A 14,619-nucleotide genomic window follows, 5' to 3' on the forward strand; every position below is an offset into this window, starting at 1 on the left:
TCGCGTGGTGGACGCGGGTTGACGGTCCTCCGGCTTGCGACTGTGCTGAAGGCATGACGCAGATCGGTGTTCTGGTCGGCAACCCGCGGCCCGCCTCGCGCACGCTGCAGGCGGCCCTGGCCCTGCGCGAGGCTCTGGCCTCGACGCTGGGCGTGCCCGTCGACGGGCCCGTCGTCGAGGCGGCGACGCTGGCGCCCGCCGTCTTCACGGAACCCGACACCATCAAGGCCGCACTGGCGACGCTCGGCGAGGCCGACGTGCTGGTGGTGGCCACGCCGACGTACAAGGCCGCGTACACCGGTCTGCTCAAGGCCGTGCTGGACCAGGCGCCGCCGGGGTGGTTGAAGGGCAAGGTCGTCGTACCGCTCCAGATCGCCGCGTCGGACAAGCACGCGCTGGCCGTCGAGGTGCACCTGAGGCCGGTGCTGGCCGAGCTGGGTGCGTTGGTGCCACAGGCTTTGTTCCTCAACGAGGCGGCACTGCCCGCCGATGCCGCGGACTTCGACCTGGACGCCCTGAAGGTGCTGCGATGAAGGAACAGCTGCGCAACGCGTTGAAGCACCACGCCCAAGCCGTCACGATCGTCACGGCGACCGGCCAGGAGGGTCCGGTCGGCACCACGGTCTCGTCGTTCACCTCCGTGTCGTTCGAACCGCCGCTGGTCGTCGTCTGGATCGGCGAGGGTGCCTCGGTGTGGCCGGTGCTGCGGACCGCGCCCCTGTTCGCCGTGCACCTGCTGCGCGCCGCGCAGACCGGGCTGGCGGACCTGTTCGCGACGAAGGGCGTCGACCGGTTCGGTCCGGACACGCGCTGGCAGCCCGACGACGACGGCGTGCCGGTGCTGCTGGACGCCCCCGTACGGCTGCGCTGCCGGACGTCGCGGCGGATCGCGGTCGGCGATCACATCGCGCTCGTCGGCGAGCCGCTCGACATCACGCACACCGACATCGCCGCGCCCTTGGTGCGGCACCAGGGGCGCTACACCTCAGTCGCCTAACTGGCGGAGGATCTCCCGCGCCAGCACGTCGTTCTGCCGGAACGCCGGGGCGTTCGTGTGCGGCCGCGCGAACGCCGCGAACGCCTTCCCCGTCGTGTAAGGACCTACGGCGAACCGGACCGGGTCCTCGTCGCCGTTCTCGTTGATCAGGCGCCCCACCGGCGACACCCGGACCAGCCCGGCGGCGTCCTCGGAGACGTCGCCGACCGCCCGCAACGACCGCAGCACCGGATCCGCCGTGCGCGACAACGAATGCGTCGGCAGACGGGCCTCGATCAGACCGTTGGCGCGCACCACCTCCGGCGTCGTGGCACTGCCGGCCACGAACGCACCCTCCACGGCGTCCACCCACATGTCGGCGCCGAGGAACCGCACGACTCCCGCGCGCGACAACGCCAGCAGCTCCTCCAGCCGGTCCGGCGGCGGTCCGGAGGCCAGGTAGCTGAAGTAGCCGTGCCACCAGCCGTCGAACGGCATGAGGCCCGCGAGCTGGCCGTAGACCGACAGCAGGGCCAGGAACGCCCCCAGATCGGCGCTGTGCCGCGGATCCGAGCGGCGGGCCACGTCCGCTTCGACGTACCCGCGCAGGTGCTCCTGGAACTCCTCGGCCGACGCGAACGTCACGCCGGCCAGCGGGCGGTCGAGGCGTTCGAAGTCGATGCGGTCGGCCGGATCGGGCACGGCGAGCACTTCCAGCTCACGCATCTCCTGGCTGTACCAGGACAAAGCGGTGAACGACGCGGCGAACTCCACGAACGGCATCCGCACCAGCCCGGGATGTCCGGTGAACAGCTCGTGGTAGTGGCCCCAGGCGATCTCCTTGGCCATCAACGGCCACACGTCGTCGCGGAAGTCCAAAGCCCGCCCCTGCAAGGCGTCCGCGACGAAGAAGTGCGGCAGCGCCGGGCGGGTTCCCTGCAACCGGTAGCCGGTCTTCGAGTGGTACGGCACGCCCCGCCGCGAACCCACGTACAGCGTCGGTTCGGCACCGGAAGGCACGTACGTGAGCCCGTCCGAGCCGCGCACGTAACGCCCGCCGCGTCCTTCGGTCAGCAGCACCATGAGGTCGACGAACGCGAGCCCGAAACCGCGCAGCACCACGTCCCCTGTAACGGCGGACAGGTCCGCGTCGGCGGAGTACAGCGGCGGCACGTAGATCAGGCCGTGCTCCGAGGCGTGCTCGGCGAGCTTGCGGTGCTCGGGTTCCGGTTCGGCGTCGAGATGTCCCAGCGCGAGCACCAGCACGTCGGCGTTCAGGGACTCGCCGCTGTCGAGCCACACCCGGTTGCCCACGACCTTCAGCGCCGTCGCCTGATGCACGGTCACAGAGATGTTCGGAGGCAGAGATTTCGTCACGTGGCCGAAGAACCACGCCAGGTACCTGCTCTGCACCTGACGTGACGGGAACGACGTGGGGTCGATGGTGGTCCACTCCGCCAGCGACGGGCCGGGACGAACCGGACCGGCGCCGTCAAAGGAGTCGTCCGTGAAGACGGTCACGTCCTCGGCCATGGAGTTCATGCGCAGCAACGGGGATTGGGCGTGCCGCCACACCCGGCCCGCTCCCGGTGGATGCGGGTCGACGACGTGCACGGCCAGGGGCAGCGTGGGCGACTGGGCGGCGATGCGTTCCAGCAGACCGGCGGCACGAGGGCCGCCACCGATGACGACGAGTGAGCGCATGCGCGTCTTTCCGTTGGAGGACAACGAAGAACGAGCCGCGCCCCTCAACGCGAACGCCACCACAGTACCCCGCGCGTGCAAGCAAATCCCGCTCTGTGGACGTCGTTGCGGCGGACGAGATCGGGGTGTGCACTCGAAGGGCGCCTCCCTCAACGCGCCCCCACTCCCACTACCAGTTCTGGGGAATCGGTCATGCCAGTTGAGTTTCTCGGGATCGCCGCCACGAACGACGGGTCGGAGACGACGCCGCGGTCGTCGAACGGCGCGTTCGACAAGGACTACACGCTCAGGCTCGCTCGGGCACACGAGGAGCACGGGTGGGACCGCGTGCTGTTCGCGTACGGATCGGGCGCGCCGGAACCCTCCGCGGCGGCCGCCTACCTCGCCAGCAGGCTCGACAAGCTGCAGATCCTGCTGGCGCACCGGCCGAACGTGTCCTACCCGACGTTCGCCGCCAAGACGTTCGCGACGCTCGACCAGATCAGCGACGGCCGGCTGACCGTGCACTTCATCACCGGCGGCACCGACCACGAGCAGCAGCGCGAGGGCGACTACCTGACCAAGGACCAGCGCTACGGCCGCACCCGCGAGTACATCCAGATCGTCAAGAAGGCCTGGACCAGCAGGTCCGCGTTCGACCACGACGGCGAGCACTACCACTTCGCGGACTTCGTGAGCGACGTGTTCCCCGTGCAGCAACCACGCCCGAACGTGTCGTTCGGCGGCTCCTCCCCCGCGGCGTACGCGGCGGGCGGCGCGGAGGCCGACATCTTCTGCCTGTGGGGCGAGCCTCTGGCCGAGACCGCGCAGCAGATCGAGTCCGTCAAGCAGGCGGCGAAGGACGCGGGCCGCACGGACGTGCCGAGGATCCAGGTCGCGTTCCGGCCGATCATCGCGCCGACCGAGGAACTGGCGTGGGAGAAGGCGCACCGGACGGTCGACCGGATCGAGGCGCGGAAGGCGAACGGGCCGCTGAGCCGCCGGCACTCGCTGACCAGCCCGGAGAACACCGGCTCGCAACGACTTCTGGCCGTCGCGGAACGTGGTGAGCGATTCGATCGTGCTTTGTGGACGCCGACGGCGAAGGCGACCGGCGGCGCGGGCAACTCCAACGCGCTGGTCGGCACTCCGGAGACCGTCGCGCAGGCGTTGCTGGACTACTACGACCTCGGCGTCGACATCCTGTCCGCGCGTGGTTACGACCTGCTGGACGACGCGATCGACTTCGGCCGCCACGTGATTCCGATCGTGCGCGAGGAGGTCGCGAAGCGGGACAGGGCCAAGGCCGCATGACGACTCTCGAAGTGCGCCGCGTCCGGCAATCGGATCCGGAGGCGGCGCCATTGGTAGCTGAGCTCACGTACGAATACACCTCTCGCTACGGACCAATGGGCGCAGAGGAGATGCAACGACCGGCGGACGTGTTCGAGCCACCGAACGGACAGTTCCTGCTGCTGATGGAAGCCGGAGTGGCCGTCGCAGGCGGCGCGTTCCAGCGGTTCGACGCCGAAACAGCAGAGATGAAACGGATCTGGACGCATTCACAGCACCGCAGGCGTGGATTGGCGCGGCGGGTGCTCGTGGAACTGGAGAACGAGGCGAGAACGTTTGGGTACAGCAGGATCTACCTGACCACAGGGCCTCGCCAGCCCGAGGCGAAAGGGTTGTACCTGGCGACCGGTTACACACCGTTGTTCGACGTTGATACAGACCCCCTGACAATTGGCCCACTGGCCTTCAGCAAGGTGATTCATTAGTTCAAACGAGTGAATTCGTGGCCTGACAGCTGTATCTCGACCGGAATTCAGGGTTCCGTTGGACAGGTTCCGACTGATCAGTAAGCTTGTCGGTTGGGCCCACACCCGGTGGTTCGACCGCGTGGGGTCATCACCCGTTCGACCGATTCCGAATGGCCACCTGAGCTGAATGAACATGGTCGACAGCCGAGAGCCCGCCGTTGCCTGGGCGGCGGCGATCTCCAACACCCTCGTCGCGAACTTCACGCGCGACAAGCTCGAGCAGCTGCTCGGCGGCTACGTCGAGCAGCTGCTCGGCGGCGGGGTGGACGAGGCACGGCGGGTCGGCCGGTCCATGGTCGAGCACGACTTCATCTCCTCGGCGACGCTGGAGCAGACGCTCGCGTGCCTCGGTGACCACATCCCCGTCACGCAGCCCCAGCTGGCCGCGCTCGCCGCCGGGTACGCGGAGGGCCTGCGCGACCGCACGCTCAACCAGCAGGAGCTCAGCCGCACGGCCGCGATCAACACGATGCGCCGGGCCGAGAGCGCGGTCAGGGCGAGCGAGGCCAAGTTCCGGGCGATCTTCGAGAGCTCGGCGTTCGGGATCGTCGTGAGCGGCCTCAAGGGCGAGATCATCGACGTCAACGAGGCGTTGCTGGCGATGCTCGACTACCAGCACGACGAGGTGTGCAAGATGAGCGGCCGCGACCTCGTGCACCCGGACGACAGGCCCGCGCTGCGGGAGATGACGAAGCAGCTGATCGCGTCCGACTTCGACAACATCAGGGTCGAGAAGCGGATGATCCGCAGCGACGGCGAGACGATCCAGACGCACATGGCGATCTCGCTGGTGCGCGAGGGGGACGACGCGCCGCCGTACCTCGTCACGATGATCGAGAACATGAACGAGATGCGCGCGCTGCAGACGCAACTCGTGCGGCAGAGCCTCAACGACATGCAGACGGGCCTGCCGAACCGCGCGCAGTTCCTCGGCTGGCTCGAAGGCGCCACCGGGTCGAAGGGTCCGGACGCGCTCGCGCTCGTGCAGGTCGACATCGACGGGTTCCGCGGCGTGAACGACGCGTTCGGGCACGAGATGGGCAACCGCGTGCTGACGCACGTCGCGACGCACCTGCGGGCCGTGTTCTCCGAGGACATCGCCAAGATCGCGCGCATCGGCGAGGACGAGTTCGGCGTCCTGATCAAGGATCCGCAGGACGTGCGGAGCGTCGTCGCCCTGGTCGAGGACTTCACGGCACGCCTGGAGGAGCCGATCTGGTTCGGTGGGCACGGCGTCGGCGTGACGACCAGCGTCGGCGTCGTGGCACGGGCGGCGCGCGGCGGCGACGCGGCGGACCTGCTGCGCGCGGCGGACGTCACGGTCGGCTGGGCCAAGCGCGACGGCAAGGCGCAGTGGGCGTTGTACGACCGCGAACGGGACGTGCACGACAAAGAGCGTTACGCGCTCGCGGCCTCCATCCCCGGCGCGCTGGAGGAGGGCCAGTTCCGCGTCGACTACGTGCCGGCCTACTCCCTGGCCGACGGCTCGGTGCTCGCGCTGGAAGCCAAGATCGTCTGGGACCACCCCGAACGCGGGGTGCTGTGCCCGGAGATGTTCCTCGACCAGGCCTCGAACAACGGCATGATCGTCCGCCTCGTGCACTGGGCGCTGGACGACGCGTGCCGGCACGCGAGCGACTGGTACCAGGCGCTGGGCGCGCGGATGCCCGCGCTCTCGATCGACCTGCCGACGAGGCTGTGCCAGGAACCCGAACTCGTCGCCGAGGTCGTCCGCGTGCTGGACCGCACCGGCCTGCCCGCGTCGTTGCTGCGCTTCGAACTGCACGAGCACCTGCCGGCGTTGCTGAACGACGAGCGGCTCGAGGAGCTCACGATCCTCGCCGAACGCGGCGTCGGGCTGGTGCTGGACCAGGTGAACGGCGGCAACGTCGGCGTCGACCGGTTGCGGCGCCTGCCGTTGACCGGCGTGAAGTTCACCGGCTCCGTCGTGCACGGCCTGGACGAGGGCGCGAACCGCGTGGAGGAGAGCGCGTCGGTGACGCTGCTGACGTGGGCGTCGATCCTGCGGGTGCCGCTGTACGCGGAGGACGTCCGCACCGAGGCCGAGGCCGCGCGACTGGCCGAGCTGGGCGTGACGGGCGGACAGGGTGCGCACTTCAGCCCGCCGCTGTCCGCCGCGGAGGTCTCCGCGCTTCTTCTCAGCTAGTTCTTATCAGGGTTTTCCAGGGTTTCGGCACAGGTGGCTCACATGATGGGGGTCCATCGTGGAGTCATGACCGAGCAGAGCTTCCCCGCGATGAGCGGGTCACTGGTGGAACCGCAGCCCGCCGTCGTCGCCCCGAAGTTCTGGCGCCGAACGGCCCCGATGCTGACGGCCGCGGCACTCGTCGCGGGCTTGTTCGGCGGCGTCACCGGAGCGGTGATCGCCTCGCCGGACTCCACCCCCACCTCCACCTCCGTCTCCGCGCAGACGATCTCCAACACGTCCACACTGGACTGGAGCGCCGTCGCCTCCGACGTGCTGCCCTCCGTGGTGCAGGTCAACGTCGGCAACGGCCTCGGCTCCGGCGTGATCCTCTCCGCGGACGGCAAGATCCTCACCAACAACCACGTCGTGGCGGCGGCCGGCGGCCAGATCACGGTGAAGTTCAACGACGGCAAGGAACTCCCCGCCACCGTCGTGAACGCCGACGCCACCTCGGACCTCGCCGTGCTGCAGGTCTCCGGGGCCTCGGGGCTGACGCCGACCAAGTGGGCGGACTCCGGCTCGGTGAAGGTCGGTGACGCGGTGATGGCCATCGGCTCGCCGTCCGGCCTGCAGGGCACCGTGACGACCGGGATCGTCTCGGCACTGGACCGCAAGGTCACGGTGCCGGGCGAGAGCCGTCGCTCGCAGCCCGTGTCGTACCAGGCGATCCAGACCGACGCGTCGATCAACCCCGGCAACTCCGGTGGTGCGCTGGTGAACGCGGCCGGCGAACTGGTCGGGATCAACTCGGCGATCTACTCGCCGGCGTCGAGCAGCGGCGAGGCCGGAAGCGTGGGGATCGGGTTCGCGATCCCGTCCAACACGGCCAAGCAGATCGTGGACCAGCTCAGCTGATCGCCCCCAGAACCAGGGCCGCGGCACGAAGCCGCGGCCCTCAGTCCGTCCTAGGAAAGCCAGTCCGGGCGCAACGGCATGTGCGACGTCGTCCCGTCCAGCCTCACCCCGAGCACTTGGTGCAGCTGGATGTTGTTGCGCTCGAACCCGAGCCGCGACGCAGCCAGGTACAACCGCCACACCCGAGCCCGGGCCTCGCCGACGTCCTCGACGGCCTCCTCCCAGTGCTCGTCGAGGTTGCGGCTCCACGCGGCCAGGGTCAGCGCGTAGTGCTCGCGGATGTTCTCCTCATGCCGCACCTCGAACCCGGTGTCGTGCATCAGCGACACGAGGTGACCGGGACCGACGAGTTCGCCGTCCGGGAACACGTACCGGTCGATGAACGGCCCCGACAACGCCCGTTCCTTGTTGTTCGGCCGGGTGATGCAGTGGTTCAGCAGGCGGCCGCCCGGCTTGAGCTTGCGGTACAGCGCCGAGAAGTACGCGGGCAGCTTGGCCTTGCCGATGTGCTCGGTCAGACCGATGGACGACACCGCGTCGAACCCGGTCTCGCGCACGTCGCGGTAGTCGAGGTGCCGCACCTCGGCCAGGTCGGACAGACCGGCCTCGACGATCGCCTTCTGCGCCCACTCCGCCTGGTTGCGGGAGAGCGTCACGCCGATCGCGCGCACCCCGTACTCGCGGGCGGCGTGCATGACCATGCCGCCCCAGCCACAGCCGACGTCCAGCAGTTTCATGCCGGGCTTCAGCCCCAGCTTGCGCGCCACCAGGTCGTGCTTGGCGAACTGAGCTTCCTCCAAAGTGGACTCCAGCGACGGGTACACCGCGCAGGTGTAGGCCATCGACGGGCCGAGAATCCACTCGTAGAACTGGTTCGAGACGTCGTAGTGGTGTGCGATGGCCTGCGAGTCGCGGGCCTTCGAGTGACGCAGGCCGTGCAGACGGGTCTCCTGCGGCGGCGGCGAGACCCTGTGCGAGAACCGGATCCGGCCCAGGAACCGCAGCAGCTCCAGCCGTTGCAGCACCGGGAGTTCCCGCAGGGAGAACTCGGAGAGCTGCGCGAGACCGGCGTGCACGTCGCCGAGTATCTCCAGGTGACCCGTCACGTAGGCGCGGGCCAGGCCCAGCTCACCCGGCGCGGACGCCAGGTAGGACAAGGCTTCCGGTGTTTTGATGTCGATGGACACCGAGGCCGCGTCAGGCCCGGCGGTACTGCCGTCGTAGGCCTGGAAGCGAACGTCGCTGCCACCTGTGATGCGCTGGAAAACGGAGGCCAACCGCATTCATCGTCCCCTGACACACTTGGCGTACAGATCAGGCAAGCGGTTCGTCTGGTCGTACCGGCTCTTCACGGACCGGTAGTGCGAACCGTTGTAGTGCCGCCAGAACTCGTCCTCGTCGTAGTACGAGTCCGAGTACAGCGACTTGTGGCCGCCCAGCCGAGCCACCTCGCGCTCGATCAGCCGGTTGCGGTCACCCATCTTCTCTCCCGGTCGGACCGGGACCTCCGACCAGAACCCGACGTTGACGTACAACGTGTCCTTGTCCATCGGGTAGAGCGGCCAGGCCGTGGTGTCGCGCAGGCGAACCGGGCACAGCCACACCGGCGAGATGCCGATCTCGCGGTCGAAGAAGTCCAGGAACTCGGCAAGGCCGGCAACGGGGATCTCCACGTCCTGGATCACCGGCTCCACGTCCACGCGCGGCCGCAACTGGCGGTGCTTGGCGACCAGCTTCCGGTACACGTCCGAACGCAGGTAGCGCTTCGGCCACATGCGACGGACGACCGGGTTCTGCGCGCCGAACGCGCGCGAGCACCAGAACCAGTCGGTGTCCCAGCGCCACAGGTAGTCGTGGATCGTGAGGTGGTCCGTGCGGCGTTTCTGGATGGACCGGTAGTAGATCTGGTTGCCGGTGTAGTCGGACGTGTACGGCGCGATGTCGGCGTAGTGCCCCAACGTCAGGTACATCTCACCCCGTGAGAAGACCGTGCCGTCGACGAAGTCCGCCGAGCCGTCCGCGCAGACCTCCTCTATGACGGCCGCGCATTCCTCGAACGATCCGAACGGCATGTGCCGCAGCCGCACGTACTGCCGCACGGGCTCCAGCTCGATCTCCAGCCGCAGTGCGTAGCCGAGCGTCCCGTAGGAGTTGGGGAACGCGCGGAACAGGTCGTCGTCCGGTTTGGAGACGACCACCTCGCCGTCGCCGGTGAGGATCTCCAGCTCCCGCACGGACTCGTGCGGCAGCCCGTTGCGGAAGGACGTGGACTCGATGCCGAGACCCGCCACCGCCCCGCCGATGGTGATGGTTTTGAGCTGCGGCACCACTAACGGCATCAAGCCGTGGGGAAGTGTCGCGGCGACAAGATTCTCGTAGGTGGTCATGCCCTGCACCTGTGCGGTGCGTCCGACCGGGTCCACTGACAGGACCTGGTCGAACCTGCCGACGTCGAGCCCGCCGGACTGGTCGGCCCGGAACCGGAAGAGGTTCGACGTCTTCTTCGCGAGCCGCACTGGCGCACCTTCGCGCATCGCGGCGTACTGCGCGCTCAGCGCAGCCACGGCCGAGCTGTGCCCATGGTCCCTCACCAGAACGACGTTATTCCTCGTCAGCGTCCTTGTCGCGCCCAAAAGCCCGAATGGGCCAGCGATCTTTCGACACACCCTGCCTAAAGTTACTAGCGAGTAGTAGCGTGCGAGGCATGGCTACGCACGAGGTGACCAACCAGGTGCCGCCGCTGAGCGGTCACGACGTCGCGGACGACCCTGCCCTGCTGAGCTGGGTCGACAGCCCTGACCTGCACGCTCTGGGCAGGCTCGCGGGCAGCCACGAGTGGCAGGAGCACGGCAGGCTCGCGAACGCCAACCCTCCGGTCCTGCACACCCACGACCGGTACGGGAACCGGATCGACGAGGTCGAGTTCCACCCGGCCTGGCACGAACTGATGAACGTGGCCGTTTCGCACGGATTGCACGCCTATGTCGACGGTAAGCATCTCAACAGGGCAGCCAAGTTCTACGCGTGGTCCCAGGTCGAGGCCGGCCACGGATGCCCGATTTCGATGACTTACGCGGCGGTGCCCGCTTTGCGCGTTGCGCCGGAACTGGCCGAAATCTACGAACCCCTTCTCACTGCGCGGAACTACGACTTCGGCCTCAGGGCTCCGCTGGGCAAGCAGGGCCTGATCGCCGGCATGTCCATGACCGAGAAGCAGGGCGGCTCGGACGTCCGCGCGAACACCACCGTCGCGAAGCCGGTGACCGACGGCTACGTGCTGACCGGGCACAAGTGGTTCACGTCGGCGCCCATGTCGGACCTGTTCCTGACGCTCGCGCAGGCACCCGGCGGGCTGACGTGCTTCCTGGTGCCGCGGGTGCTCCCCGACGGCACGCGCAACCGGTTCTTCCTGCAGCGCCTGAAGGACAAGCTGGGCAACAAGTCCAACGCGTCCGCCGAGATCGAGTACGACGAGGCGTTCGCGCACCGGATCGGCGACGAGGGCCGCGGCGTGCGGACGATCATCGAGATGGTCAACACGACCAGGCTCGACTGCGTCCTCGGCACGGCGGCGGGCATGCGGCTCGGGCTCCGGCAGGCCGCGCACCACGCCGCGCACCGCAAGGCGTTCGGGAACTACCTGATCGACCAACCGGCCATGCGCAACGTGCTGGCGGACCTCGCGATCGAGTCCGAGGCGGCGACCACCACCGCGATGTGGCTGGCCCAGCACCGGCCGCGGCTCGCCCTCGCGGTCACCAAGTACTGGGTGTGCAAGCGCGGCCCGGTTCACGCCGCCGAGGCGTTGGAGTGCCTGGGCGGCAACGGGTACATCGAGGACAGCGGGATGCCGCGGTTGTTCCGCGAGTCGCCGCTGATGTCGATCTGGGAGGGCTCCGGCAACGTCGCCGCGCTGGACGTCCTGCGCGCGATGAAGAAGGAACCCGATTCGGTGCAGGAGTTCCTGGCCGCCGTCACCGGGGTCGACCAGCGCGTCGACAGGGCATTGAACGAGCTCGGCACCGCACTGTCCGATGTGGACGAGTCGCAGGCGCGCCGGGTCGTCGAGAAGATGGCACTGATCCTGCAGGGTGCCCTGCTGGTCAGGCACGGGCATCCCGCCGTCGCGGACGCGTTCCTCGGCTCACGGCTCGGCGGGGACTGGGGAGTCGCGTTCGGCACGCTCCCCAAGTCCACCGACTTCGCCTCGATCATCGACCGGGCCGTACCGAAGATCTAGGCAGGGCAACCGTTGTCCTGGCGCGGCGAGTCCGGCCCGTACAGGTCACCGGTCAGGTAGACGCACGTCGGCTGCTGCTCGAAGTCGTAGATGTCCGCGAGTTCGAGGATCGTGAAGTTCCTCGTCTCACCGACCCTCGACACCTTGAAGTTCGTGCGTCCGGTGGCACCGAAGAACTCCAGCTCGCGCAGCTCCCCGCCGATCGCCCCGCGGTGCGGGGTGTGCCCGGCCAGACGTGCCTGGGCGTTGCGCACCGCGTCGAGGAAGAGCCCCGCCGCGTCATAGGCGACCGCCATGTGCTCGCCGGGCCACGGCTTGGCCTGCTTGTCCTCCCGCGGCAGCGCGGAGTCCCTGACCTCCTTGGCCAATCTGCTGTAGCCGGCGCAGAAGGCGTCCAACGGCAGACCGCCGTGCACCTTGGCGTCCGGCTTGCCGTCGACGCAGGACTTGCCCGCGAGCACGACGAGTCCGGCCATGCTCACGTAGGACACGCGCATGCCGGCCAGGGAGTCGCGCTTGCGGCTCGCCTCCTGCGCGATGAACCGGATGATCGCGTCGTCCGCGAGGATGCGCGGCAGGCGGTTCTTGTCGTAGCAGTTCCTGCCGACCGCCTGCAGGAACTCGCCGAAGTGCTCTTCACGGCCGGCGAAGAACACGAGTTCGCCGGAGTGGTCCTCGACGCACTGCGACGGCACCTCCTGCGGGCCGTTGGCCCACTCGCGTGCCTCGAACGGCACACCTGACCTGGCCAGCTCCTGCCCCAGAACGGCGACCAGGTTGTCGAGGTAGACGTCCTCCTGCCCCAGCTTCGGGTGGTGGATCGTCACCTTGGTCGCGCGGACGTGCTGCGCGTACTGCCGGACGAGGTCGGCCTGCCTGACGTTGCCGGGGATCAGCTGGAAGTACATCGTCGAGAGCTTCGGCAGCGACGCCTCGGTGAGGGTGGTGCCGATGGTCGGCACACCGAGCGAACCGAGTGAGGTGATGACCTTCCTGGTCTGCTCGACGCTGCGGTCGAGCCCGATCACTCCGATGATGCCCGGATCCCTTTCCAGCAACGGGGTCAGCATCTCCGCCAGCACGTCGTGCGCGCGGTTCATCTTCGCGCCGCCGTTCGCGACCACGATGCGCAGCAACGGTCCCGAGCCCGACCTGTCGTTCTGCTGCCGCTGCCTGAGGAGCATTCCCTCCAGCTCCTCCGCTCGGGAGTGGTCCGCGTCCGGGTTGCTGTCCTTGTGGGTGAGGCTCGAGAAGTAGAGCAACGAGACGAGCGGGCGATCGGAGTTCGACTCGCGCAGTCGTTCGGCCTCGGCGTTCTGCGCGAAGACCGCCTGCTGCGTCCACCGCAGCCGTTCGTTCGAACCGAACACCTGGCTGTCGTTGTCGCTGTAGCCGACGCATTCGACGTTGCCCTCGACGTCCATCAGCCGCGTCGACACACCGGGTGAGATCGCGGACCCGACGATCGAGCAGTTGGCGTTGACGTTGTTCTGCACCGCCACGAATCCCGGTACGAGGAGCACCAGGACCACCAGCGCGATGATCGCCTCCAGCCGCCGCGACTTCGCGAGCCAGCGCGCCGGTGCCGCGGTGAACGCGGGCGCGCCCTTCCACTTCTTCTTGTCCTCGCTCGGGAACGGCAGCTTGATCATGAGGTAGCGGGCGTCCGGCGCGAGCATCTGCCGTTTGCGCGGCAGCTCCTCCCGCCACGTCGCCAGCGCGTCCGCGGTCTCGTCCGGCGCGACCGGCGTCGTCCCGAGCCGCTGCGACAACGCCGGCTGCACCGAGCTGGCCGCGATCACCAGCAACGGGTCCAGCTCGCCCGTCTCGTTGCGGACGTCGTTGATCAGCTCCAGCAGCTCCCAGCCGCCGTTCTCCTTCGTCACGCCGTCGAGCAGCACGGGGATGTAGGCGGTGCGGCGGAACCCGGCCCTGCGCGGCAGGAACCGGCGGCGGCGCCGGTAGGAGATCCGCAGGTCCTCCAGGAACGCGTGCACGAGCAGCAGCTTGATCTGCTCGGTGTTCTCCGACTCGCGCCTGCCCAGCGTGAGGCGTTCGGCGAACCCGAGGAACTCGATGGAGTGATTCGGCAGCGCGAAGTTCTGCCCGCGCATGAACCACTTCGACTCCCGCGCGAGTCCCGGCACCCGCTTGCCGAGCCAGCGGAACCCCGCCTTGCTGCCGACCCAGGCGACCAGCCCGAGCCCCAGCCTCGTCACGAGGTTCGGGATGAACGCGTCGACGGCCCGGTTCAGCGCCTCGCCGTCCCCCGAGGTCCTGCCGGTCCACTGCCGAAGCAGCTCGATGACGCTCGCCCGGTCGTCACGGCCCGGCTTGCGCGGCAGCCGCTTGCTGGTGAGCCAGTCGACGAGCCGGTAGTGGTCGAACCGCGTCAGCCGCTCGCTGCCGACGTGGACCTCCGAGAGCCGATGGCTCAGCACGTCCAGCAACGGCAGCAGCGGCGGGGTCTCCCGCGCTTCCGGCGGCCATCTCTTGTCCACCTCCGCACTCACCGCGGACACGTCGACATAGGCGTGCGGAATTGCCGGACGCCCCTCGTCGAGCTTGTGCTCCAGGGCGTGCAGAAATGGCGTCGGACTGGCTTCGCTCTCCAGGTAGAGCAACGGAAGTGGCTGGTCACCGACCACTTCCTCGGTCTTGCTCCGGTAGAAGAACCCCGGCCGGTCGCAAAGACCGCGAATGACTCCGAGCAGATCTCGCAAACCCGGGAAAACGGGTTCTGTCCGGCTACCTGTCATCTGCACCCTCACACTCGTGCGGAAGGCGAACGACGGTAGCCGGACAGACCGATTCGAACCGGTGCTTTGAGTTTATT

The 14,619-nt window shown here is 68.4% G+C and carries 11 protein-coding genes; 7 read left to right on the plus strand and 4 right to left on the minus strand.

Translation table 11 applies throughout. The features are described from left to right. Positions 1-53 precede the first annotated feature (53 nt). Together ACIRG5_RS31790 and ACIRG5_RS31795 are read left to right on the plus strand one after the other, a co-directional pair. Positions 54-533 carry an NADPH-dependent FMN reductase gene (locus ACIRG5_RS31790; protein ID WP_402911493.1) on the plus strand — a complete coding sequence of 160 codons (480 nt, stop codon included), beginning with the start codon at positions 54-56 and terminating at the stop codon, positions 531-533. Continuing rightward, positions 530-997: a flavin reductase family protein gene (locus ACIRG5_RS31795; RefSeq protein WP_402911495.1), complete on the plus strand. Its 468-nt coding sequence runs from the start codon at positions 530-532 to the stop codon at positions 995-997. The genes ACIRG5_RS31790 and ACIRG5_RS31795 overlap by 4 nt, the downstream gene beginning before the upstream one ends. Here the strand turns inward: ACIRG5_RS31795 and ACIRG5_RS31800 are convergent. Then, positions 986-2,680, minus strand: a complete 1,695-nt coding sequence (locus ACIRG5_RS31800) for an FAD/NAD(P)-binding protein (protein ID WP_402911497.1) — start codon at positions 2,678-2,680, stop codon at positions 986-988. The genes ACIRG5_RS31795 and ACIRG5_RS31800 overlap by 12 nt on opposite strands. Positions 2,681-2,872: 192 nt before the next feature. On the opposite strand from ACIRG5_RS31800, the gene ACIRG5_RS31805 reads away from it, so the two are divergent. The 4 genes from ACIRG5_RS31805 (at position 2,873) to ACIRG5_RS31820 (ending at position 7,543) form a co-directional block, all read left to right on the plus strand. Continuing rightward, entirely contained in the window at positions 2,873-3,973 is a 1,101-nt protein-coding gene (locus ACIRG5_RS31805; RefSeq protein ID WP_402911499.1) for an LLM class flavin-dependent oxidoreductase, read from the plus strand. Continuing rightward, positions 3,970-4,437, plus strand: a complete 468-nt coding sequence (locus ACIRG5_RS31810) for a GNAT family N-acetyltransferase (protein WP_402911501.1) — start codon at positions 3,970-3,972, stop codon at positions 4,435-4,437. Before ACIRG5_RS31805 ends, ACIRG5_RS31810 begins: the two co-directional genes overlap by 4 nt. 175 nt (positions 4,438-4,612) lie before the next feature. After that, complete coding sequence (locus tag ACIRG5_RS31815) at positions 4,613-6,646, plus strand: EAL domain-containing protein (protein WP_402911504.1); 2,034 nt, start codon at positions 4,613-4,615, stop codon at positions 6,644-6,646. Between the two features lie 66 nt (positions 6,647-6,712). Continuing rightward, complete coding sequence (locus ACIRG5_RS31820; RefSeq protein WP_402911506.1) at positions 6,713-7,543, plus strand: S1C family serine protease; 831 nt, start codon at positions 6,713-6,715, stop codon at positions 7,541-7,543. 50 nt (positions 7,544-7,593) lie between these two features. Here ACIRG5_RS31820 and ACIRG5_RS31825 read toward each other — a convergent pair whose 3' ends face one another. Next, positions 7,594-8,826 carry a class I SAM-dependent methyltransferase gene (locus ACIRG5_RS31825; protein ID WP_402911508.1) on the minus strand — a complete coding sequence of 411 codons (1,233 nt, stop codon included), beginning with the start codon at positions 8,824-8,826 and terminating at the stop codon, positions 7,594-7,596. Beyond that, entirely contained in the window at positions 8,827-10,077 is a 1,251-nt protein-coding gene (locus ACIRG5_RS31830; protein ID WP_402911734.1) for an FAD-binding oxidoreductase, read from the minus strand. Between the two features lie 170 nt (positions 10,078-10,247). Between ACIRG5_RS31830 and ACIRG5_RS31835 the strand changes: the two genes are divergently transcribed. Next, positions 10,248-11,783, plus strand: coding sequence for an acyl-CoA dehydrogenase family protein (locus ACIRG5_RS31835; RefSeq protein WP_402911511.1), 1,536 nt, complete (start codon positions 10,248-10,250; stop codon positions 11,781-11,783). Here the strand turns inward: ACIRG5_RS31835 and ACIRG5_RS31840 are convergent. Further along, a complete protein-coding gene (locus ACIRG5_RS31840) occupies positions 11,780-14,506 on the minus strand; it encodes a hypothetical protein (RefSeq protein ID WP_402911513.1) in 2,727 nt (908 codons plus the stop codon). The genes ACIRG5_RS31835 and ACIRG5_RS31840 overlap by 4 nt on opposite strands. Positions 14,507-14,619 lie beyond the last annotated feature (113 nt).

Source organism: Lentzea sp. NPDC102401 (genome assembly GCF_044765805.1).
GTDB lineage: Bacteria > Actinomycetota > Actinomycetes > Mycobacteriales > Pseudonocardiaceae > Lentzea > Lentzea sokolovensis.